Source organism: Nicoliella sp. ESL1120 (assembly GCF_058508515.1).
In genome coordinates this window covers 99,269-121,641 of record NZ_CP196383.1, presented here as the reverse complement: position 1 = coordinate 121,641, position 22,373 = coordinate 99,269, and the positions used below count along the sequence as shown (strand labels likewise).

The 22,373-nt window shown below is 37.4% G+C and carries 20 protein-coding genes; 13 read left to right on the top strand and 7 right to left on the bottom strand.

What is annotated here, in order from left to right; translation table 11 throughout:
* Nucleotides 1-25: 25 nt before the first annotated feature.
* Nucleotides 26-1,321: an adenylosuccinate synthase gene (locus ACSYTE_RS00520; protein ID WP_491716783.1), complete on the bottom strand. Its 1,296-nt coding sequence runs from the start codon at nt 1,319-1,321 to the stop codon at nt 26-28.
* Nucleotides 1,322-1,553: 232 nt separating this feature from the next.
* Between ACSYTE_RS00520 and purB the strand changes: the two genes are divergently transcribed.
* The 7 genes from purB to ACSYTE_RS00485 all read left to right on the top strand — a co-directional run bounded on the left by purB (nt 1,554) and on the right by ACSYTE_RS00485 (nt 10,017).
* Nucleotides 1,554-2,852 (top strand): adenylosuccinate lyase, encoded by a 1,299-nt coding sequence (purB, locus tag ACSYTE_RS00515; protein WP_491716782.1) that lies wholly within the window; start codon nt 1,554-1,556, stop codon nt 2,850-2,852.
* Between the two features lie 114 nt (nt 2,853-2,966).
* Complete coding sequence (locus ACSYTE_RS00510) at nt 2,967-3,947, top strand: ABC transporter ATP-binding protein (protein WP_491716781.1); 981 nt, start codon at nt 2,967-2,969, stop codon at nt 3,945-3,947.
* Nucleotides 3,931-4,701 (top strand): ABC-2 family transporter protein, encoded by a 771-nt coding sequence (locus ACSYTE_RS00505; protein WP_491716780.1) that lies wholly within the window; start codon nt 3,931-3,933, stop codon nt 4,699-4,701. The genes ACSYTE_RS00510 and ACSYTE_RS00505 overlap by 17 nt, the downstream gene beginning before the upstream one ends.
* Nucleotides 4,698-5,480 (top strand): ABC-2 family transporter protein, encoded by a 783-nt coding sequence (locus ACSYTE_RS00500; RefSeq protein ID WP_491716779.1) that lies wholly within the window; start codon nt 4,698-4,700, stop codon nt 5,478-5,480. The genes ACSYTE_RS00505 and ACSYTE_RS00500 overlap by 4 nt, the downstream gene beginning before the upstream one ends.
* A 21-nt stretch (nt 5,481-5,501) precedes the next feature.
* Complete coding sequence (locus ACSYTE_RS00495) at nt 5,502-5,861, top strand: nuclear transport factor 2 family protein (protein ID WP_491716778.1); 360 nt, start codon at nt 5,502-5,504, stop codon at nt 5,859-5,861.
* 106 nt (nt 5,862-5,967) lie between these two features.
* Nucleotides 5,968-7,983, top strand: a complete 2,016-nt coding sequence (locus ACSYTE_RS00490; protein WP_491716777.1) for a glycoside hydrolase family 68 protein — start codon at nt 5,968-5,970, stop codon at nt 7,981-7,983.
* A gap of 24 nt (nt 7,984-8,007) precedes the next feature.
* Nucleotides 8,008-10,017 carry a glycoside hydrolase family protein gene (locus ACSYTE_RS00485; protein ID WP_491716776.1) on the top strand — a complete coding sequence of 670 codons (2,010 nt, stop codon included), beginning with the start codon at nt 8,008-8,010 and terminating at the stop codon, nt 10,015-10,017.
* Nucleotides 10,018-10,054: 37 nt separating this feature from the next.
* Here ACSYTE_RS00485 and ACSYTE_RS00480 read toward each other — a convergent pair whose 3' ends face one another.
* Together ACSYTE_RS00480 and ACSYTE_RS00475 are read right to left on the bottom strand one after the other, a co-directional pair.
* Nucleotides 10,055-10,996, bottom strand: coding sequence for an alpha/beta hydrolase (locus tag ACSYTE_RS00480; protein WP_491716775.1), 942 nt, complete (start codon nt 10,994-10,996; stop codon nt 10,055-10,057).
* A 21-nt stretch (nt 10,997-11,017) separates the two neighbouring features.
* Complete coding sequence (locus ACSYTE_RS00475) at nt 11,018-11,800, bottom strand: tyrosine-protein phosphatase (RefSeq protein ID WP_491716774.1); 783 nt, start codon at nt 11,798-11,800, stop codon at nt 11,018-11,020.
* A 179-nt stretch (nt 11,801-11,979) separates the two neighbouring features.
* Between ACSYTE_RS00475 and ACSYTE_RS00470 the strand changes: the two genes are divergently transcribed.
* From ACSYTE_RS00470 to ACSYTE_RS00455, 4 genes are all read left to right on the top strand, one after another.
* The gene (locus ACSYTE_RS00470; RefSeq protein ID WP_491716773.1) at nt 11,980-12,576 is read left to right on the top strand and encodes a TetR/AcrR family transcriptional regulator; all 597 of its coding nucleotides are present in this window, start codon (nt 11,980-11,982) and stop codon (nt 12,574-12,576) included.
* 1 nt (nt 12,577) lies between these two features.
* Nucleotides 12,578-13,648, top strand: a complete 1,071-nt coding sequence (locus ACSYTE_RS00465) for an ABC transporter permease (RefSeq protein ID WP_491716772.1) — start codon at nt 12,578-12,580, stop codon at nt 13,646-13,648.
* A gap of 5 nt (nt 13,649-13,653) precedes the next feature.
* Nucleotides 13,654-14,349 (top strand): ABC transporter ATP-binding protein, encoded by a 696-nt coding sequence (locus ACSYTE_RS00460; RefSeq protein ID WP_491716771.1) that lies wholly within the window; start codon nt 13,654-13,656, stop codon nt 14,347-14,349.
* 81 nt (nt 14,350-14,430) lie between these two features.
* Complete coding sequence (locus tag ACSYTE_RS00455; protein ID WP_491716770.1) at nt 14,431-14,679, top strand: hypothetical protein; 249 nt, start codon at nt 14,431-14,433, stop codon at nt 14,677-14,679.
* A gap of 37 nt (nt 14,680-14,716) precedes the next feature.
* Here the strand turns inward: ACSYTE_RS00455 and ACSYTE_RS00450 are convergent, their stop codons facing one another.
* On the bottom strand, nt 14,717-15,106 hold the full coding sequence (locus ACSYTE_RS00450) for a hypothetical protein (RefSeq protein WP_491716769.1): 390 nt from the start codon (nt 15,104-15,106) through the stop codon (nt 14,717-14,719).
* 72 nt (nt 15,107-15,178) lie between these two features.
* Nucleotides 15,179-16,576: a 23S rRNA (uracil(1939)-C(5))-methyltransferase RlmD gene (gene rlmD / locus ACSYTE_RS00445; RefSeq protein WP_491716768.1), complete on the bottom strand. Its 1,398-nt coding sequence runs from the start codon at nt 16,574-16,576 to the stop codon at nt 15,179-15,181.
* Nucleotides 16,577-16,701: 125 nt separating this feature from the next.
* Here rlmD and ACSYTE_RS00440 point away from each other — a divergent pair, with 125 nt between their 5' ends.
* Entirely contained in the window at nt 16,702-18,828 is a 2,127-nt protein-coding gene (locus ACSYTE_RS00440) for a hypothetical protein (protein ID WP_491716767.1), read from the top strand.
* Between the two features lie 109 nt (nt 18,829-18,937).
* Here ACSYTE_RS00440 and ACSYTE_RS00435 read toward each other — a convergent pair whose 3' ends face one another.
* Nucleotides 18,938-19,492, bottom strand: a complete 555-nt coding sequence (locus tag ACSYTE_RS00435; RefSeq protein WP_491716766.1) for a TetR/AcrR family transcriptional regulator — start codon at nt 19,490-19,492, stop codon at nt 18,938-18,940.
* A gap of 185 nt (nt 19,493-19,677) precedes the next feature.
* Nucleotides 19,678-20,121 (bottom strand): GNAT family N-acetyltransferase, encoded by a 444-nt coding sequence (locus tag ACSYTE_RS00430; RefSeq protein WP_491716765.1) that lies wholly within the window; start codon nt 20,119-20,121, stop codon nt 19,678-19,680.
* A gap of 267 nt (nt 20,122-20,388) precedes the next feature.
* On the opposite strand from ACSYTE_RS00430, the gene ACSYTE_RS00425 reads away from it, so the two are divergent.
* Nucleotides 20,389-22,332 (top strand): ABC transporter ATP-binding protein/permease, encoded by a 1,944-nt coding sequence (locus ACSYTE_RS00425; protein WP_491716764.1) that lies wholly within the window; start codon nt 20,389-20,391, stop codon nt 22,330-22,332.
* Nucleotides 22,333-22,373: the final 41 nt, after the last annotated feature.

Sequence of the window (22,373 nt, the reverse complement as noted above, 5' to 3'; positions counted from 1 at the left end):
TAAAAAACAATTGCAACAATAATGATTACTTGTCAGCAGTATCCCATGCATTGATCATGATGTTAGTCGCATCACGGTCGGGACCCACGGCAAAAGTATCAAGTTTGATGCCGACAAGTTCACTGACCCGCTTTAAATAATTCTGAGCATTTACTGGGAGTTCATCGACCGTCTTACACTTGGTGATGTCTTCGTCCCATCCGGGAAGTTCTTCATACACTGGTTCACAGCGTTCAAGAACGGAATTATTAGCAGGGTAGTTTTCAATCACTTCGCCGTCAACCTTGTACTTGGTAGCAATTTTGACGGTCTTTAAACCAGAAAGCACGTCTAAACAGTTCAAGGAAAGATAAGTCAATCCAGAAACCCGTTTAGCATGACGTAAAACAACGGCGTCTAACCAACCGATCCGACGGGGCCGTTTAGTAACGACACCGTATTCATGAGCAATTTCACGAATCCGATCGGCAACTTCATCATGAAGTTCGGTTGGGAATGGACCATCACCAACTCGGGAAGTGTAGGCTTTACAAACCCCGATGACTTCGTTGATCCGACTAGGCCCCACACCAGCACCGACTGCAGCACCACCAGCAATTGGATTGGATGATGTAACAAATGGGTAGGTCCCATGATCGACATCTAACATTACCCCTTGCGCACCTTCGAATAAAACGTGTTTGCCTGCGTCTAAGGCATCGTTGATTAATAATGAAGTATCAACAACGTATTTCTTAATTTTTTGACCATATTCGTAGTATTCATCGAAGATATCATCGAACTTCAATGGTTCTTCGTCGAATAACTTGGTCAAGAATTGGTTTTTAATCTTGAGGGCTTGGTGTAATTTTTCAGCAAAAGTATCCTTATCAATTAAGTCCGCCACTCTAATTCCGATTCGTTCGACCTTATCCATGTAGGCCGGACCGATTCCTTTATTAGTAGTGCCAATTTTTTCGTCTTTGAGCTTTTCTTGCAAGCCGTCGAATAAAATGTGATAAGGCATAATTACATGACTTCTACTGGAGATGCGAAGGTTATCAGTATCAATTCCATTATCATTAAGATATTTCAATTCGCTGAGCAAGGATTTCGGGTTCACAACGACCCCGTTCCCAATTACGCTCAACTTATCATTGAAGAAGATTCCAGAAGGAATTAAGGAAAGGTGGAGTTCTTTCCCGTCGATAACGATAGTGTGACCGGCATTGTCACCACCGGAGTAGCGAACGATCATGTCAGCGCGCTGACTTAAAAAGTCAGTAATCTTTCCCTTTCCTTCGTCTCCCCATTGGCTTCCAACGATAACAATTGATGACATATAAACACCTCGTAGAATTTTTTGGGTTGCTATTAAATTTAAGCAACCTATAAGATTTTACCATTAAAAAAATAAAAATCAAGAACAATGCCCCTTTTTTAAAAAATAAAGTTCGGATTTAATTTAATATTAAACATTTTCAAGAATAATATTCACTTTTTTCCGAAAATTAGCGATTAATGTGGTATAATAATGGCGGAAATCGAAATTTAAATAAAAGGTGATTAAACTAATGATAGATCGATATACACGAAGTGAAATGGGCCAAATCTGGTCTAAGCACAACCAGTTCAAAGCTTGGTTAGAAGTTGAAGTTGCGATTGATGAAGCTTGGTCAAAATTAGGCCACATTCCTGCTGAAGATGTAGAAAAGATTAGAAAGAACGCCAAATTTGATGAAAAGCGGATTTCAGAAATTGAAGCCGTGACCCATCATGATGTCGTTGCATTTACTAGAAATGTATCAGAATCATTAGGACCTGAAAAGAAGTGGGTTCACTTTGGGGTTACCAGTACTGACGTTGTTGATACCTCATATGGACTTCGTTTCAAACAAGCAAACGAAATTTTAAGAAAAGATATTCAAGAATTAATTGACGTGATTGCTAAACAAGCAGTTAAGTACAAGGACACGGTTATGATTGGGCGGACCCATGGGGTGCAAGCTGAACCAACCACCTTTGGGCTTAAGATTGCGCGTTGGTACTCAGAAATGAAGCGGAACCAAAAGCGTTTCGAAGAAACTTCCCGTGAAGTTGAAGCTGGTAAGATTTCTGGTGCCGTTGGAACTTTTGCAAACATTCCTCCATTTGTGGAAGAATACGTTTGTGACAAGCTTGGTATCCGCGCCCAAGAAATTTCGAGCCAAATCTTACCTCGGGACTTACATGCTGATTACGTTGGCACGCTCGCTTTGATCGCCACTAGTTTGGAAGAATTTGCGACTGAAATTCGGGGGCTCCAACGTTCAGAAGTCCACGAAGTTGAAGAACACTTCAATGCTGGGCAAAAGGGATCTTCCGCAATGCCACATAAGCGTAACCCAGTTGGTTCAGAAAACATCTGTGGTTTAGCACGGGTCGTTCGTGGCCACATGGTTACTGCTTACGAAGATGTTCCACTATGGCACGAACGGGACATTTCCCATTCATCCGCTGAACGAATCATCATGCCAGATACCACCATCCTATTGGATTACATGTTACACCGTTTCACTGGCATCTTGAGAGACCTAACCGTCTTCCCAGAACGGATGAAGGCTAACATGCAAATTACCCACGGCTTGATTTACAGCCAACGGGTAATGCTTAAGTTGATCGATAGTGGGATGGCACGAGAAGCTGCCTACGACTTGGTACAACCATTGACTGCCAAGTCATGGGACGAAAGCTTACCATTCAAGGAATTAGTTGAAAACAACAAGGAAATCACTAGTCACCTTTCAAAGGAAGATATTGAAGATGCTTTTGATTACCACTACCACATCCGCCGGGCAGATGAAGTTCTTAAGCGCGTGGGCTTATTAAAATAATCATGATTAACTTAAAACGGCAAGCATATTCGGTTATGCTTGCCGTTTTTGTGTTGAAAAAATTAAAATTAAGTTATAATATTATAAGCTAATTATTAGAAGGGAGGGCCGGATATGTCGTATGTACAGATTAGTGATCTTAGCTACCAGTATAAAATCTTTAATAAAAAGGTGGGGCTAAAAAATAATCTAAGGGACTTCTTTTCACGTAAGTATACTTTGAAATCAGTTTTAAAGGGAATTTCATTTCAAATTGCAAAGGGTGAAAAAGTCGGTTTATTGGGGCCGAACGGTGCGGGAAAATCAACGCTAATTAAGTTAATGACTGGAATCATTCAAACCCAAAATGGGATGATCAAGGTGGCTGGTACCATTCCAGATACTAATAATAATTCCTTTTTGCAAAAAATTGGGGTCGTGATGGGACAAAAGGGTCAATTAAATTGGAATTTGCCAGCGCTTGATACATTTCGGGTAATTAAATCGATTTATAAAATTGCTGATGATGTATACGACCAGCGATTGAATCAATACTTAAAGATGTTTAATTTGCAAAGCGTAGCCTCCACACCGGTTAGAAAACTTTCCTTAGGTGAACGAACCAAGCTAGAGATAATTGCTTCTTTATTACACGGCCCAGAGATTTTAATATTGGATGAGCCGACATTGGGAATGGACATCGTTAGTCAGTATGCACTTTATGACTTTATAAACCAATTAAATGAATCTAATGGTACAACGGTGCTAATAATTAGTCATCAAATGCAAGATATTAAAGCAATTACAGATCGAATCATGGTTTTATTGGATGGCCAGATTAAATTTAACGGGTCCATTGATAATTTGAAGAGTCTCCAAAAACAAATTGATCCACAAATCGTGGTTAGGGCAAAGGGTGTCAACCCAATTACTAGTTATGAAGATGCTCAAGTTAAGACCGATGTTGATGGTAATTATGTTGTAACTAACTATTCTAATGGGGGCTCCATTACGCTTAACCTGGATCAGATCGATAACGTTAACATTAAACAGCCTTCGCTAGAGGATTCAATTTATCAAATGTTTAGGGGTGGTGAAAGTGAAGTATCTAACTAGTGCTAAGGCTAGTTTCTTAAATTCAATCATTTATCGTTCTAACTTTATCATTTCTTTGTTATCCAGGATTATTCAACTTTCGCTATCTTTTTTTATGTGGAACGCCATTTATAGCACAAGTAACGGGACCATAAACGGCTATAATAAATCAGAAATGTTTAAATACTTACTCCTTACGGGAATACTATCACTTATTTTTACCTTTGAACCAGTTTTTAAACTATCCGCTAAGGTAAAATCTGGGAACTTAAGCGTCCTTCTTTTAAGGCCAATTAGCATTAATTTGGAAAGCCTTTCTGACTTTGTTGGTTCCAAAGTTATTTTCATTAGTTCCTTTTTATTCATAATGTTAATCTTTTCAGAACTAAACTTATTAACGTTCGGATTACTAATTGGGTACCTAATCATCTCATTACTGCTTTGGCATGAAATGATGTTTATCGTAGGGACGCTGTCATTTTGGGTAATTCAAATGTGGCCATTACGACCAATGATTAATGCTTTTTATTTGTTTTTTGGCGGGCTACTCTTTCCGTTAACGGTTTTACCAGAGACCCTATACCAGCTTTTTCGTTTTTCCCCGATTGCGTTAGTTTCTAGTGACTATATTCAGGCGTTGATCATGGTAAATTCAAATGTAGGAATGCTAATAGAATATGGCATTGTTTCACTATTTTGGTTTGGCATCTTTAAATTCTTTTCCATGCGGCTGTTTAAAAGCGGACTCGCAACGTTTGAGGGGGTGGGGTTATGACGGTTAAGCTTTACCTTTCATTAGCACGACAAAGCTTCAAGGAGTTTATAGTTTATCGAACGACCTCTGTTCTAGTTGTGTTATTCGGATTTTTGTTTACCATTATTGAGTTGTTAGCCGGCAAAATTTATTATGGACTGACTGAATCGATCGGCGGGTTGAGTTATCTTCAGTATCAACTTTTGATTATTAGCTTGAGTGCGATTACATACACTTACCAATTTTTATTTATTGGCGCCCATGAATCGCTGTCTGAAGATATTATTGAGGGCAATTTAGATTATCCGTTGCTCTACCCGACGAATTCATACTTTTATTACACCCTAAGGAAACTAGATTTCCCCAGTTTGATCAATTTAATGGTTTATTTACCCCTGACGATTTACCTACTAATTAGGTTTGAACCCCAGTCTAGTTATCTTTTGATATTATTGTTCTACGTAGTTAGTGTTTTATTTGTTTTTGCTATCAACCAAATCGTAGTTGAAGTTGCATTTTGGAAGGATAATATGACCGCATTGAACGGGGTTCCAGAATATCTAATTGATGCTGCTAATCGACCAGCAGCAATTTATCCCAAGCCCATCAGAATGATTTTAACCAACTTAATTCCAGTATTACCATTATCCAACGGAATTATTTATTTAAATCAGAATAATATGACGCTTGCTCACTTAGCATCACTATTTGCCCCGTTGATTATAATTACAATTATATTATTATATTTTTCATATTATTTATGGAAAAGGGGCGTTAAACGTTATTTCTCAGCTAATTAATATTTTTAAGGAGGCATCACTATGAACGATATCACCACCGCCATTATTACCAAGTACCGCGAACTATACCAAGCAATGGTAACTAGCAACATCCTATTGTTAAAGCAAATTTTAGCTGATGATTTTGTATTGACCCATATGACCGGAATTAAACAAACGAAACCGGAATGGATAGCAGCAATTGAAGACCATTCAATGACCTATTATTCCCATCAAGAAGAAAGCGTGCGGATCGATGATCAGGGGACTTTAACTTGTCGCAACGTGGTTAGTGCAAAAATTTATGGCATGCGGGGGGATTTCAGTCTTCAAATGCGAATCCGATTTAAACAAGTAGATGGTGAATGGTTAATCAAATCAGCAGTTACGAGCAGCTACTAGTGCATAATTATTAAGATTATTAGCTTTTGGATATATACTGGGAAGCAGTACTTTTTATATGTTAATATAGGTTAGTTAAAAAGTTTAATTAACGGAGATGAACAAGTTGCAAAAAAGAAGTCAACAGGACCGTCGGGGCCATTGGAAATATTGGATTAGTGGCGCCGCGGTTGCACTAGTGGCAATCTTAGTTGCTGGTGGTTTTTATGGTTATCATGAATTAAAGTACTCTACGAATACTTATTACGTCAATAGTTCTGCAATTTTATATACTAAGGCTGATGCTAACAGCACTCCTTTGTCATATTTAGGGCGTAATTCTAAGGTGACGCGCAAGGGGCGTGGCTTTTCTAAATGGATGAAAGTAACTTATAAAAATTCATATGGAACGAAGCACGGTTACATCCAAGGAACTAAATTATCTAAGGTTGGTTTTAAGTACGCTCAAAAGGGAGCCCAATATTATAAGAGTGCAGACTCAGATAAGGCTGCTGGTAAACTTATGGATCATAATGTGTTAGTACAGACTGACGCCACTTCTGGGAAGGTCGTTACTAATTATGATGGCAAGAAAGTTTATGTTGATGCTAGCAAGTTGACTACTAAACCAATTACCTTTAGTGATACCTACGGAACTAATCACTACACTCGGTATAATATGAAGAAAATTCCAGCTGCGGCTAAGGAAACTAAGAATCAAGTTCCTAGCTTCAAAAACGTTGCGATTTCTGATATAACGAATGCGAGAATCACGAATCGACTCCATAAAGATCGAACTGATCAATTGGACGTCTGGGATAGTTGGCCACTTCAAGATGGGAAGGGTAACTTAGTAAATTACAATGGTTATCACGTGGTCTTTGCGATGGCTGATGATCCTACCACTAATAAGGATAACGGGGCTGAATTTGGTGCTGCGATTTACATGTTCTATCAAAAGATCGGGACTGACACCAGCGATATCTCATCATGGTACAACGGCGGGAAAGTATTTACCTCTCGGACAGATGGAAGTGATGGAAAGAGCAAGTATCTGAAACTCCAAACCGATGAATGGTCTGGTTCTTCCGTTCTGCAAGATGCTAACCACGTGCGGTTATTCTACACTGCATTTTCTGGTGCCAAAAAGCATGGTGGAAATGGCCATAACCAACAAGTTTTGGCAACTGCTAAGCTAAAAATCGATGCTACTGGTAATGGATTGAGTATTGATCACAGTGCAACTACTGATCATAAGACGATTTTCTTCGGTGATGGTAAATACTATCAAAATGCAGATCAAACGGTTGGAGAAGCCCTTCAATATACCGCTGATGATTTTACGCTTCGTGATCCCCATTACATTGAAGATAACGGGCATAAATACTTGGTCTTTGAGGGGAATACTGGGACTAAGTTCAGCGGAGCTGCTTATAGTGACAATAATAACTATAATTATGCTAATATTGGTGGCAGCAAGAAGTATCAAAAAAAGGTCCAAAAGAAGTTGGTTAAGAATCGCAATACTTGGAACGGCCTTAGAAATCAATATACAAATGGTGCGTTGGGAATCCTTGAGTTAAACAATAACTACACCGTTAAGAAGGTCATGAAGCCATTGGTGACTTTCAACGGGGTTGATGATGAAACAGAACGACCAAACTTATTTAAGAAGAATGGTAAGTGGTATTTATTCACCGATACCCGTGGGACCCATCTATTGAAGGGGACCATCAGTAGAAAGGGAATCTTCATGCTAGGGTTCGTTGCTGATAAGTTGACAGGTCCATACAAGCCATTGAATGGTGGTAGTGGAGTGGTTCTTTCATCAACTGAATTAAACCCTGATAATAGAAGGTTTACCTACTCTTACTTTGTGATTAATAACCCTGATAGCAATAACTTGGTCGTAACTAGTTATATGACTAAGGCGGGGGATGCAAAGTTACGTGGGGGTCATGCTACATTTGCCCCTAGTTTTATGATTAATATTAATGGTGATACCACAAGTGTGGTTGCAAACTCGATCTTGCCACAGGGGGCCCTTACGGCAAGTACATTTGCCGATACCACGGGTACTAGTGGGACGACGACCAATACGGCGACTAACATGACGAGTCCGTTTTCACAGAGCACTAAGTAATTAACAGTAAGGGTGGGAATTAAAATGAAATTAAAATATCGATATAAGATTAAAAGTAATTTAAAATGGTTAATTTTTTCTGCTTCTACATTCGCATTATTTTCGTTCATTGAAACAGATACTACCTTAACTAGCCCTGCCGCTGCTGATATTATTCCCACGTTTAATTTTGGCCAGAGTGCTGTTCAACTTGCCCAATCACAAGTCAATAGCGCTGCATTTGCTAGCTCTCAGATAGTTGGTCAAGTTGATAAAAAGCAACAAAGTCAATTTAGTGTTTCTGCTAACGCTGCCAATAATACAATTGCGACCGATCCAATGAATGCCGTACCATTAGGTCAAAATGCTGCCAATTCAATTATTCAATCCGCCACTAACATTATTAATGGAGTTGTTTTGAAAAAGCAGTTCAATGATTCTTACATTGATTCTGATACTAAGCTTTATAATAATCCAGTTAATGATAACGTTACTGATTCGTTAGTAAGTGATAATACGCAGGTGCAAACTGCTGATTATTTAGTTAAAGATAAGGTTCCTGCGATGTATAATAATAACCTTTATTACGTCAATCAAGATTCAGTTAGCACGATTGAAACAGCATCGAACAACCTGTTAAATAAAAATACTTTTACACAACGTTATCATTACAACATTCCAACCGGATTTATGAATGATATTCAATCAATTATAAAGGTCGGAAATGTTTGGAATATCTACTATCTATCTAATGATCAAAAAAACGTTGATAGTAATACAGAATGGGCATTAGTCCAAACGAAAGATTTTAAGTCGTTTGTTAATCGTGGGATTGCAATTCCACGGAATACTGGTGGATGGGAATCAGTAGCGACTGGTTCCGTAATGATGAATGATCAAAATGGTCATATTGTTAATAAAAATTTGCCTTCCAATGCAATGTTGGCGTTCTTCACCGGTTTTACGCAGGGACGCCAGAATGTTTACGAAGCATACTCGGTCGATGGTGGTGTTAATTTTCAACCAGCACAAAATGCGCCTGTAATGACACAGTTTAGTCAAGGCGGTGCGTTTCGTGATCCGAAGGTGCTATGGGATGCAAATAAAAATCAAATCGTAATGTATATTGCTCAGGGTGATTCCAACGGTGGGGGCGATCAGATTCGGACTTTTACTAGTCCAGATGGATCTGCGAACACTTGGAAGGATATTGGTAATAGCGCGTCATTTAATCCAGCAATGAATGATACAGCCCCTAGCATGTTAGAATGTCCTAACGTAATTCGAAATGTTTATGATTATGCTACCCATCAAGAAAAATCAGTCCTACTATTTAGTGGGGATGGTGGCAATAATGGTAAGGGACTATACTACCAAGTTGGTCATATTAATGATGATGGTTTATTTATTGCGGATAGTAAAACCGTTCGGCGAATCGATAATGGTTCGGATGATTATGCTGCCAACTATGAACCAATGGATTCAGAAGGAAAGCAAATCATTATGATTGGGTGGATTGGTAACTGGAACCGTGGTTATGACAACTTTATGAAAGCCAACAATAATTATCATATTGGTTCGTTTACCCTACCTCGCATTTTAACTTTGCAAAATGGGGTATTAAATGAAAAGGTAGTTGAACCTAATAACAGTCTTTTCTACCATAAGAAAAAAAGTAAGGGTTTAACGCTAACTGGAACTAATACGAGTAGCAAAATTGTGGTGACATTTAAAAAGCCAGTCCAACAAAATGTTTTTTCAATGATTCAAAGTGATACTACGACTAATGTAAATGTCTTTTCCAATGGTAAAAATAATCAACAGAATAACGTTACGATTTCGCAACCATTTAGCCAATTGAGTGGGGCAAGCGACTTATCTAATTTATTGGACCATCCTGCACGAAAGTTTATTTTTTACATTGATAAAAGTTCGATTGAGGTTTCAATTCCTGAATTAGGTAAGATTTATACCATTTTAAAGCTTTCAACTGATAATCAACTTCAATTTATTACGCAACATAAAGCAGATATTAAAGCATATCGGTTCAATTAAAAAAATAACCATTCACATTTGTGAATGGTTATTTTTTTTAGTTGAAATAGGTTTTTAAAAAATCGCTAACGCGTTTTTGATACTCAACTGGTTTTTTCCAAAAACTTTCAGCATGCTTAGCACCGTTTACAATCCATAGTTGTTTTGGTGAATCAGAAGCGCTGTAATTTTCATATGCCATAAAAGTCGGAACGTAAGTGTCCTCGCTTCCATGAATAATTAAAATTGGTAGGTGATTTTTCTTCAATTGTTTGGTAGTGGAAGCATCATTTAAATAGTATCCCAAACGGCGTTTATTGATCGAACTGACAAGGGCCTCAAAAGGATATTCTGGAAGATTATATCTATATTTGAGTAGGTACTTCAGTTCCGCACGAACGCTTGAGTATCCACAATCGGCAATGATTGCCTCAACTTGATGCGGTAGCTCTGCACCACTCAGCATTGAAACGATTCCAGCTCCCATACTGACTCCGAACAACAAGATTTTACTATCTTCACCAATTTGATTAATTAACTTATCGATCCAAGCGAGGTAGTCCTTTTGATCTAACCAACCAAAGCTGACGTATTTACCGGCACTTTCACCATGACCGCGATCATCTGGTAGCAATACGTTAAAGCCCATGTCGTAGTACATTTTGGCGTATCCAGACATGGTCTCACGAGTCCCATTATAACCGTGGGCAATGATAACCGTTTTTTTAGTGGGAGTTTCATTAGGAATGAAATCCGCAACCATGGTTTCGTTTGTATCTGCATCTGAGTTGTACCAAGTTTGTTTTGGAATTTTACGATACCAATTTAAGCAACGGTAATATTCTTTAGCATATGGCAATAGTGTTCTGGATGGGCGTGGCTTTTTGGTTCGCCGTGCCATTCCAATTTTAAAAAAGTATTCACTCAATGCGAAAGTCCCAGCTGCAGCAGCAATTGGAATTCCCAAAATGAATGGTAATTTACTATGCTTTGACATCATTATCCCTCCATAAATAGTGATTTATTTAGTTAGGTATTCATTCCTTAATGTTGCGATATCTTCATCGCTCAATTCAAGGTATTCGTGGATAAAGTTATCCATGTTTCCATATAGTTCCTTAATTTTACCCATGGCAGCATTGTAATAATCAATTGATACCGTGTAAAGGGCAGTTATGTTTTCCTTACAGATATTATTAATATCATAACGTTCATACTCTTTGATCTTCTTTTGCACGTATGGAACCATTTGTTTAGCTGATTCTAAATAATTTTCCTTGATATCTTTTTCATCAACGCCTAGCACGAATAATAGCATTACGATGCCCATTCCAGTGCGATCTTTACCTTGTGAACAGTGAATTATCGATCCACCATTTGAGTCTTTTAAAAGAATTTGAAATAACTTACGGTAAGAATTACGTGCAATTGGACTTTCGATTAGGTTTTCATAGACATGTTTCATGTGTAGTTTACCAACCGTAGGGTCTTCAGAGTAAAGCTCTTTCATTACATCTGCAGTTCGTCTTTCTTTTTGTTCAAAAATGGGGTTTTTAGAATATTTAACTCCCTCTGGGACTAAATCTGGTTCTGAGTCTCTTTCCATCTTTGATCTCAAATCAATATCGTTAGTAATGCCATATTTTTGAAGATAGTTTTGGTCAGCTTGATCTAGCTCCGCTAAATTACCAGATCGAATCACTTTATGCCATTTAGTAGTTCGACCATCCTTGGTAGGATAACCACCAATATCGCGAAAATTATAACCATTTTTGATATCCAACAATCTTTCATTATCTGTCATTATTATTCACTCTTTCGTAATTATCTAAAAATATTCTACTTCCATTCTAAAAGAAATGAATCAAATAAGATACTAATATCATTTGAGAATTAAAAATGTTTATATATTGACACGGTGTCATAGCAATGATAGAATTAAAATCACTAAAAATGACACCGTGTCACTAAGGAGAATTAATCATGCCAACGAAAACATTTATGAATTTAAATGAAACTAAACAAGAATTAGTTTTTAATGCACTATTAAGTGAATTTTCAGAACATAAATTATTAGATGCCCAAGTAGCAAGGATCATTAAGAATTGTGATATTGCACGGGGGTCATTTTATAAGTATTTTGATGATATTACGGATAGTTACAATTACGTTTTAAGAAGGGTATTAGATGCCGTTCATTTTGATGTTTTTAAGATGATTAAAAATGAGCATCAAAATACTCTGGATAGTTTTTATCAATCGACTGTTGATTTCATTGCACAGATCAATCAATCTCGATACCGTGATTTTTATCGAATGCACGTTGCGTATAATCAATACAATTTAAAATCACTACCATTTGATTATCATAGTATGAGCATGGATCGTTTGGTAATGATCGTGAACGGTAATTTGATCGATGATGCAAATGTGGTCGCAGTGGTTTATAAAGCGGCGACTGCTGCTAGTCATAATGCAATTCGCTCGATTTTAATCGGTGCTGACGAACAGGTTGAACTAGCTGATTTAAAGACGATGTTGATGATTATAAACCAAGGATTATTAGAAGGGATGCACTAGTATGTTTTTAGGATTAAGGGAAATTAAAAAATATAAATTTAGATATGGATTAATCGGGTTAGTATTAGTCTTGATCGCATATTTAATTTTTGTTCTGACGGGGTTAGCGAATGGATTATCATCTTCGAATCGGTTGGCCATCGATTCTTGGGATGCTCAACAAATTGTATTAAATAATGAAGCAAATGGTTCTTTGACTCAATCCAATTTGACGAAGGGGCAAGCTGCTAAATATGACCATGTTGTTGGGAGCTCTGCCATCGTTCAATTGAATGCAAACGTTACTAGCAATGGCAATGGTGAAAAGTTAAATACGCAAATCGTCGGAATTAATTCTGGGCAACCGATTTATAAGGATTTAAAAATCGAAGCAGGAAGAAAGTTTAAAAATGAGCATGAAGTTGTAGTTGATGACAGTTTGGTTAAAACCGATGGCTATCATATTGGTGAGTGGATCAAGATTGCTAATCGTTCAACACGTTACCAAATTGTGGGGACGACTAATAATGCTAAGTTGAGCATTGCGCCAGTTATTTATGCTAATACTAAGGCTGTTCAAGAAGCTAAATTTGGGAACCAAAACGCTGCAATGGTGAGTGCAATTGTTTTGAAACACTCTGCTAACATTGATAAGGTCAGTGGGACCCAAACGCTTTCGATTGGTGAATTTATTAATAAGCTACCGGGTTATACTGCTCAAAATAATACTTTTAACTTTATGATCGGTTTCTTATTGGTGATCACCCTATTTATTATTGCAATCTTCTTGTATGTTTTAACAATTCAGAAAATTCCATTTTTAGCAGTGATGAAGGTTCAAGGAATTAGCAACTTTTACCTATTAAAAAGCATTGTTTGCCAAGCGTTGATATTAGCAATTGCAGGAATTATAGTTAGCGGTGGATTGACATTTTTAACGGCGTTAGTAATTCCAAGTAGCGTCCCAATTCAATTTAATTTAGGGTGGCTAGGACTGGTGGCATTCGCAATTATTGTGATCACTGCATTGGGAGCCATTATTCCAATGCGAACGGTTGCTAAGATTGATCCTGCAACGGTTATTGGAGGTTAGTGAATATGGAAACAATTAAGCTGCATCAAATTGAAAAAATTTATGGGAACGGTTCAAGTGCGACCAAGGCGCTTCAAGGAATTAATTTTACGGCTGATTCGGGTGAATTGATATCGATTACGGGACCATCTGGATCTGGAAAGAGTACTTTTTTGAAAATCATTGGTGGAATTTTATCGCCAACTAGTGGTCAATTGGATATTGATGGAAATGATTATGGAAAGATGAATAAGCGTCAACAAGGCCAGTTTAGACTAGCGCAGCTCGGTTTTATCCTTCAATCATATAATCTAGTGCCATACTTGACCGTAAGTGAACAATTTGAACTAGTTGATCGCGTTAAACCCAGCGGCAATATGGGTTCAGCTGAATTCAAGCAGCTCTGTGATGATTTATCAATTACTGATTTAATGAACCAATATCCAGATCAATTATCAGGCGGTCAGAAACAACGAGTCGCAATCGCACGGGCAATGTATCCCAACCCTAACATTATTTTAGCTGACGAACCAACCGCCGCATTGGATGGAAAAAGGGCAGTTCAAATCATGACGATTTTTAAGCAAATTGCACATGAGCAACATAAAACGGTGCTATTGATCACCCATGATGCACGGTTAATTAAATACGTTGATCGTAACTATCAAATTGTTGATGGGAAGGGTAGTTTCATAAGCAAGACGGATCGTTCGTTGATTTAATTGAGAGCTTTTTACTTTATAAATTGATACTAACGGAATAAAATGAAAATTGTATACTATTTAGTTGAGAGGGAATTGATTATGGAAAATTCAGAACGGAAATTAATTCAAGAAATTTTAAATACAGTTGACGTTTTATATGATTTTGAACATACTGATGATGATAATAAGGAATATACACTAGTTCTACATCGTCAAGATAATGACAAACGTCCATTGGAAGAAATTAATTCAGAAATTAAGAAGTATTTCCAAGAAGCTAATTTCACTTATGATGAACAATTGAATCCTAATGAAGGCGTCGATATTCGAGTAGAAATTAAGCGTTAATTAAAATAAAAAGCTGGCCAATTCAATGGTCAGCTTTTTATTTTGTTTTAATATATTTGTGTTTAAATAATAATGCCGCAGAGCGTTCATCGGTTGGAACAAAACCAATATTTGATAGATGCCGACAATACATCCGATTATATAAAAAGCCCCAGATGAAGTGCATAATAATTTCCGTGTATTGATAAGCAAAATCAAGGGGTTTACCAATTATGAGTGCCAGAGTCATTCCCAACGTGACGTTAATGAAAACGATACAACAAAAATTGTACCAATCGCCCCTAAAAATGGCTGGAATAAATTCGAAAATTAATGAAGTATAAGAAAATCCAACTTTACTAATCTTCAGTTCACCAGTGTGCGGATTTTTGAAAGTTGCATAATTCGGTGGAATCGGAATCATTCCATTTCCAAATGGATCCTGCAATGCAAATCCCTACTTTCCTTTTATTTTATAAAATAGCGTAACACTAATTAGCACTTTTTTAAAACAAAGTGTTTACTTACGGGTAAATTTAACGACCGCTTCTACGCGAGCGGTTTGGGGCATCATATCGATTGGTTGAATGAAATCAACGCGGTAGATACGACTTAATGCTACTAGGTCACGGGCCATCGTGGCAGGGTTACAAGAAACATAGACGAATTTTTGAGGAGCAACATCCAAAATCGCATCTAATAATGGTTCAGCTAAACCAGTTCTAGGTGGATCAACAATTATTGCATCTGGTGTCCAGCCATCATTGATCCACTCAGGGATTAGATCTTCGGCCTTACCAACGTAGTAATGAGCGTTTTTGATGCCATTAATACCTGCATTTTGATTGGCATCTTCTATGGCTTCTGCAATCGTATCCATTCCACGCACTTCCTTAACGTGCTTAGCAAGCGGCAACCCAATTGTCCCGACTCCAGAATAGGCATCAACTAATCGTTCGTTCCCGTCTAAATCAAGCGCATTGATTGCTACTTCATATAGTTGGGGGGTCATAAACGGATTAAGCTGTAAAAAAGCACGTGCTGATAATTCAAATTCTAATCCACCAATCTTTTCGACAATAAATGGATCGCCAGCAAGGAGGATCGTTTCATCGCCCCATACTAATGGAGTATCGCCTGGGTTTACGTTTTGCATAACTGAGGTTACTTCTGGCAGCTGGAGGGCAATCTTCATTAACATCCGATGCTGTTTAACAAATTTTTGTGTATTAGTAATGAAAACGACCTGCACGTCATCAGTGTGTAATGATGCACGAACAACGACGGTTTTGATAATTCCAGAATGATTAGATTCATCGTATACTGGAATCTCGAGTTCTTGGATCATGTTGACGACTGTTCGCATTACTTTCATTGTGACTGGATATTGGACTGAACACGTTTTTAGATCGACTAGGTCGTGACTACGCGTTTTATATAATCCAGCAATGACCTTACCATCGCGTTTGCGAATTTGAAATTGGGCCTTATTGCGATAACCATAAGGATCTTTCATCCCCATGGTGTTGTGAATTTTATAACTTTCAAACCCAATTGGTTGGTATTTATAAAGTGATTGTCTAACGATTTCTTTTTTATATCTTAATTGGGCAGGGTATGCCATTGCCTCTAGTTCAAATCCACCCACTGATTCTGCGTAATCATCGCGTGGGGTAACTCGATAGGGACTAGGGGTAATAATGTTTACGACCTTAGCTCTTAGATAGTGGTGGTAGGTATCGGTAATTTCGATCGTGACCCGTTCCTTAGGTAGGGCTCCTTGGATAAAGACTAATGTCCGTTCAACGTAACCAACAGCTTCACCGTTGACACCCATTCTGTCAAACTCCGGTTTGGTATTTAAAGTAAATTGTTGACCAATTTGAAACTGATCATTAGTATTTTGATAGTTTTTCATTAATGTTTCCTTTCATTACTAATTATTACCATATTATAACATTTAGAATGAAAATAGGATATTTATGAAAGGATGTTGTAAAATATAGATTAATGATTACATATAGGATAGGAGAATTATTTACAATGAATAAATGGGTCAGAATAGGAGCAATCTCTGCAATTTCATTAGGTATATTTGCGTTTGGCTATTCACAACAACATACGAAGGTATCTGCTGCTGAACAATTTTATAGCGTTCCTAATACTAATACTAATATTCAACAAGAAACGAATACTTCCAATGCAATGGCTAGTTATAGCGATAGCTCGATACAAAACGTTGCGACTACCGCACCTAAGGTGACTGTGCCTGCTAAGTATGTTCATACGAAGTTGGATATGAATGTTCAAAATAAAGCGGATAGTTATACTTCTCAAGATGGGAGTACCACTTTTAATACTTATTATTACCTTCCAGAAGGTTTTCACGTTAAGGATACCGAACATGGTAACTACCAAAGTTCAGTTCAGGTCGGCGATAACATCTATGTTGTTGAATCAATGGGAACTGGTACGAATCAGGGGGCCATTGTTCGTTATAATATTAATGATTTGAAGCAAATGGGGGTTTTATCTGATAACGGGAATGGAATTGACTTAGTTTGGAAGGCGTTGAAGTACATTTCACCTTATACTAAGTCGGGAAATAATCATTCTTCGTTGTATGCTAACTATCAATCTTACTTAGATGATGCTAATAGCAACTTAAAGAGTACGCAAAACCAGGTGCAAAATGCTAAGGATCAAATGGCTAGTGATCAACAAGAAGTTGATGATTACCAAAAACAAGTTAATAATGATGCTAAATTAGCTAATAAGCAAATCAAAAAGATTCAAACCCAAATAAACAATGCTTATAAAATTGATAAGAAAACCGACAAAAGCACTCCTAAGCCAGTCAAATTGACTTTGGATAATTTTGTGACGACTTTACAAACTGCCAATAGTGCTTATGATGAACGGTTAAACAAGTTGATTGCAAAGGAACAACAAGTTCTACAATCAATGAGCGATTTAAAGGCTGCTTACAAGGGCAAAACCCCTAAAAAGATTACTTTAAAAACAGAAACGGATGTTAATTCCAATAGCTCATCATCCGCTGATGATAGTGATTTAACTGCTGATAGTAGTGCAGATGATACTGCAGCAAGTGCAGCAAATGCAGCAAATGCATCCAGTGCAGCTAGTTCCAGTGATGACAATAGCAGTGCTGATAGTAGTAATTCATCGAATGTAGCTAGTGATAGTAGCACTAGTTCTAGTGATTCTAGTAGTACTGATACCAAGACTAAGCTTAAGAAGATTTCTAAGGATGAATATGTAAAGAAGCTCGCTCCACTTACTAAAAAGTTAGCTAAGTTGACTGCTCAAAAGACTGCTATTAAAAATAAAAAAGCTACTAACAATTCATATATTGATCAATTTAAGAATGGTTTTGCTAAGAATTGGATTACTAATACCCAAAACGTCAAGGATGCTAATGACTTAGTGAGTCAAGATCAACAAGCTGTTGATGATGCCAACCAAGCTGTGGTTGATGCTCAAAAGGCAATTGATCAACTATCCCAAAACCAAGTTGATTTTGCTAAGTATTCCGAAATTGCCCATGCTGCTCAAATTAGTCCTTTAATTAATATCGGGCATGGTCAGACACTTTCTTACAATCCAGCTACGAAGAACCTTTACTTGGCGCAAGATGAAACCTCTGGTGATCTAGCTATGAATGGTAGTAACGTAATTACTGAATTGGATTCAAATACCCTACAACCAATTAAACAGTTTAATTTCCAAATGCTACACAATAATTCAAATTATGCATTGCATACTTTAACTTTTGATAACGATGGGAACGCATACTTTGGACGTAAGTCTGGTAAGAAGTATCAAATTTTCAAGGGACAATTAAACGAAACAACTGGTCAGGTTAGCTTTGCTCCAGTTCAACAGACGATCAATTGGGGTGGGACGCATAACCAAGGACTTTCATATAACCCAGTTAATAATCGTTTATACATTGTTTCAGATGATATTATTACTTCAGTTCCAGCTGATAAATTAGGTGCAGGGACCGTTCAACCATCAGATGTTAATTACATTTCCTTTAATACGGGTCGTGAATTTGAAGATTTAACTTTTGATTCACAAGGATATGGTTACCTATTAATGCTTTGGAAACCAGAAATTCTTAAAACAACTACCCCAATTAAATAGCATTAATAAAAAAATTCCGCAATTGCGGAATTTTTTTGTTTTAGACTGTTTTTAACTGTAGGGGTTGATCATTATTGCGATAAATAATATTTATCTTAAAATATTATTACTAATTAGAACTGGTTGAATCATTTTTTTGAAAAATTTTGAAAAATTCATCAGGAGTTTCTTTGTACCCAGAACGAATCCATTCATAGATGATGGTGGTGGCTAGGCCAAATAATCCTTCGACTACGTATCGCTCAGGGATGGTAATTTTATCCAGAATGTTATTTTCTTTTAATGAGATGCGATTTTGATGGACGGCCTTTTGTAAAAATTGTGATTCATCATTATCGATCAACGTTTTGATGTAGGTACCGTTTTCATAAATTACGTTAATGATTTTTTTATGGTAGGCCTGCCATGGGATACTGTTTAGAGTTTCATCTATTGGAAAGTGGTTAGCTTCTTTGTTAATTCGATCGATTAGATCATTTTCAATTTCAGATAATAATGCTGATTGATTGGCATAGTGATTATAAAAAGTAGTGCGATTAACGCCAGCTTCATTAATAATTTCCTTGGTAGTAACATTTTTGAGCCCCTTTTGGATGATCAAATTCCAAAAAGCAGCTTTGATTGCATGCTTCGATTTTTTAATTCTTAAATCCTGTTTCCCCATTCAATCAACCCCTTCTCTACTTTAATCAACTTTTGTTTAATAAATGTCGTTTGTATTTTAATTTAAAAGTAATTATACTCTTCTTAATCAACAATAGTTGATTATTTTAACGTAATTATTAGTAGCGATTAAAATGCCAAATTAAAAATGGCCAATCCATTGGCGGATTGACCATTCGGGTTTAATTATTTTTCCTTCACCATGAAGATGTGGGGAGTATGGATGTGAGTATATTGCTCACCATGGGCAACAAAGCCGAATTTTTCGTAGAAGTGTTCCTTATCTGCTTGGGCATGAATCTTAACTGGTTCGCCAGGATAGTTTTCAGCGATGGCCTTCATGACATGGTCCATTAAGGCCTTGCCCATTCCAGTCCCACGGGTATCTGGAGTTGTAAGGACTCGACCAAATGAAATGTAGTCTTCTTCACGATAGATTCTTGCATAGGCAACGACTTTATCGTTTTCATCAGTTGCCCAGAGATGAAAGGCATGTTTATCTAATTGATCAATTTCTTGAAAAGCACGGTTTTGTTCAACTACAAATACTTGAACCCGACGTGCGTAAATTTGCCAAATTTCATCGTTCATTAAATGTTCGAATGATTCTAAGTGCCACTTGATTTCCATGTTAATCGCTCCTTATTAATTATCTATTTATATTTAATTTTAATTCTAAAGGTTGTAAAATACAACGAATGTGAAAATTCACGATTTTTATATCGTACACTGATATGCACATTTTTACAAATATAAATTCTAATTTTAGGTCTTTAGATAATTTTAATTCTTTTTTTGAGTTAAATTACTTTTAACGATTGTTATATTTTGATATACTATTGGAAACAAAGTTAACAAACACATTAAAAAAGATCCAATTTTGAGAGGAGAACGCAGATGGCTTTACTTGAATTAAAGGATATTCAAAAGTCCTATTACCTTGGTAAGCAAGAATTCAAAGTCCTGAAGGGGATTAGCCTAGAATTTAACCATGGTGAATTTGTTTCACTACTTGGTGAATCTGGTGGTGGGAAATCCACTTTAATGAATATCATTGGTGGGTTAGACAGTAACTACCAGGGGGACGTTTTACTAAATGGTAATTCGCTCAAACACGATACAGATAAACAATTAGATGAATACCGACGGAAAACAATTGGGTTCATCTTCCAAAACTTTAATTTGATCGGACACATGACGATCTTAGACAACGTGCGGGTCGCTCTTGAAATGAGTGATTTATCCCGTTCTGAACAAAACAAGCGTTCAGAAGACCTATTAAAGCGTGTTGGTTTGGGTGAACACATTCATAAGCACCCCAACCAATTATCAGGTGGTCAAAAGCAACGGGTTGCAATTGCGCGGGCGTTAGCTTCTGATCCAGACATCATCATTGCCGATGAACCAACTGGGGCTTTGGATGCGCAAAATACTGATGAAATTTTGAAGTTGTTGGATGAAATTGCTTCAGAAGGAAAATTAGTGTTGACCGTTACCCACTCCGATAAGGTGGCTGCCTACGGGACCCGTGTGGTTCACATGGCCAGTGGACAAATCGATAGTGATAAAAAGTTACGGGATGCTTACAAGACCGAACCATCAAGTGGGATGAAGTTACATCCACTTCATTTGATCGATACGTTCAAGATGGCTTTCCAACAAATGTCATATAATCTAAAGCGAAACCTCTTGATTATCTTCGGGGGTGCGATCGGAATCTTCAGTGTGATTTTCATGCTGGGGCTTGGAAACGGGATTAAAGGTTATATTAACCACCAAATCTACGATCAGATTAACCCGAACTCAGTTCAAGTAACGAAGGGGAAGGCTGACAGTGGAACTGACGCATCTGCAATCCTAAAATCTAATGTTACCGATAAGGATATCGATAAGATTAAGGATGTTAAGAACGTTAAGTCGGTTGAAAAGGGTGCCATGGCCGTTAGTCCCCAATTGAGCTACAATGGTAAGACGACGCAAGGTCAAGTGCTTCAGACTTACAATTCGACGATGCTCGATAAGAGTATCAAGAATGGTAGCAAACCTACTGCAAGCAATACCGTATTACTACCAAAGAGTATCGCTCAAAAGATTAAGAGTGACTACAAGTCATTAGTTGGCAAGGAAATTACCCTTTCATTTGCTGCTAGTGGTAAGAATGGTCAACCAGTTCAAATGAGCAAGAAGGTAACGGTAAGCGGGATTTCTGATAGTGCTTCACCAGTAATTGCCGTAAGTTACGATACTTTAAAGGATATTTACAAGAATAATAAGCAAACCCTTAAGACCAACTTCATTACAGCTAATATCAAGGGTGGGGTAGCAGAAGTTAACCCAACTCAAGATAAGATCAAGGCTCTAAAGGATGCTAATGGTAAGAAGGACTTCCAAATCACTGGTGCTGGTTCAATCGTTTCAACGTTGAACACATACATTAGCTTAGCAGTGAACGTATTGGCTGCAATTGCCGGAATCTCACTACTAGTTTCTGCCATCATGATTATCGTTGTGCTATACATTAGTGTTGCTGAACGGACGAAGGAAATCGGAATTCTCCGTGCTCTCGGGGTTACTAAGGGTAACGTTCGGGGATTATTCTTTAGCGAATCATTACTCCTTGGTTTATTCTCATCCATTTCAGCTACCATCGTAGCCTACTTGATCGAATGGGGGATCAATTCCGCCGCTAGTGGTGCAATTCATTACTCCATTATTCAAATTACGCCTGGAAACGCAATCTTTGGAATCGTAGTCGCAGTGATTATTAACTTACTTGCTGCTCTCCTTCCTGCTGGACGGGCTGCTAAGCTTGATCCAATTGAAAGTTTAAGTGCTGAATAATTAAATTCAAACTAAAAAAACTGCTCATCATGAGCAGTTTT

Bases quoted from the DNA above. Each gene is read 5' to 3' on its own strand.
- ACSYTE_RS00435 (WP_491716766.1), bottom strand. From the start codon at position 19,492: ATGGGGAAACAGGATTTAAGAATTAAAAAATCGAAGCATGCAATCAAA.
- ACSYTE_RS00495 (WP_491716778.1), top strand. From the start codon at position 5,502: ATGAACGATATCACCACCGCCATTATTACCAAGTACCGCGAACTATAC.
- ACSYTE_RS00500 (WP_491716779.1), top strand. From the start codon at position 4,698: ATGACGGTTAAGCTTTACCTTTCATTAGCACGACAAAGCTTCAAGGAG.
- rlmD (WP_491716768.1), bottom strand. From the start codon at position 16,576: ATGAAAAACTATCAAAATACTAATGATCAGTTTCAAATTGGTCAACAA.
- ACSYTE_RS00475 (WP_491716774.1), bottom strand. From the start codon at position 11,800: ATGACAGATAATGAAAGATTGTTGGATATCAAAAATGGTTATAATTTT.
- purB (WP_491716782.1), top strand. From the start codon at position 1,554: ATGATAGATCGATATACACGAAGTGAAATGGGCCAAATCTGGTCTAAG.
- ACSYTE_RS00430 (WP_491716765.1), bottom strand. From the start codon at position 20,121: ATGGAAATCAAGTGGCACTTAGAATCATTCGAACATTTAATGAACGAT.
- ACSYTE_RS00480 (WP_491716775.1), bottom strand. From the start codon at position 10,996: ATGATGTCAAAGCATAGTAAATTACCATTCATTTTGGGAATTCCAATT.
- ACSYTE_RS00465 (WP_491716772.1), top strand. From the start codon at position 12,578: ATGTTTTTAGGATTAAGGGAAATTAAAAAATATAAATTTAGATATGGA.
- ACSYTE_RS00425 (WP_491716764.1), top strand. From the start codon at position 20,389: ATGGCTTTACTTGAATTAAAGGATATTCAAAAGTCCTATTACCTTGGT.
- ACSYTE_RS00455 (WP_491716770.1), top strand. From the start codon at position 14,431: ATGGAAAATTCAGAACGGAAATTAATTCAAGAAATTTTAAATACAGTT.
- ACSYTE_RS00470 (WP_491716773.1), top strand. From the start codon at position 11,980: ATGCCAACGAAAACATTTATGAATTTAAATGAAACTAAACAAGAATTA.
- ACSYTE_RS00485 (WP_491716776.1), top strand. From the start codon at position 8,008: ATGAAATTAAAATATCGATATAAGATTAAAAGTAATTTAAAATGGTTA.
- ACSYTE_RS00460 (WP_491716771.1), top strand. From the start codon at position 13,654: ATGGAAACAATTAAGCTGCATCAAATTGAAAAAATTTATGGGAACGGT.
- ACSYTE_RS00440 (WP_491716767.1), top strand. From the start codon at position 16,702: ATGAATAAATGGGTCAGAATAGGAGCAATCTCTGCAATTTCATTAGGT.
- ACSYTE_RS00520 (WP_491716783.1), bottom strand. From the start codon at position 1,321: ATGTCATCAATTGTTATCGTTGGAAGCCAATGGGGAGACGAAGGAAAG.
- ACSYTE_RS00510 (WP_491716781.1), top strand. From the start codon at position 2,967: ATGTCGTATGTACAGATTAGTGATCTTAGCTACCAGTATAAAATCTTT.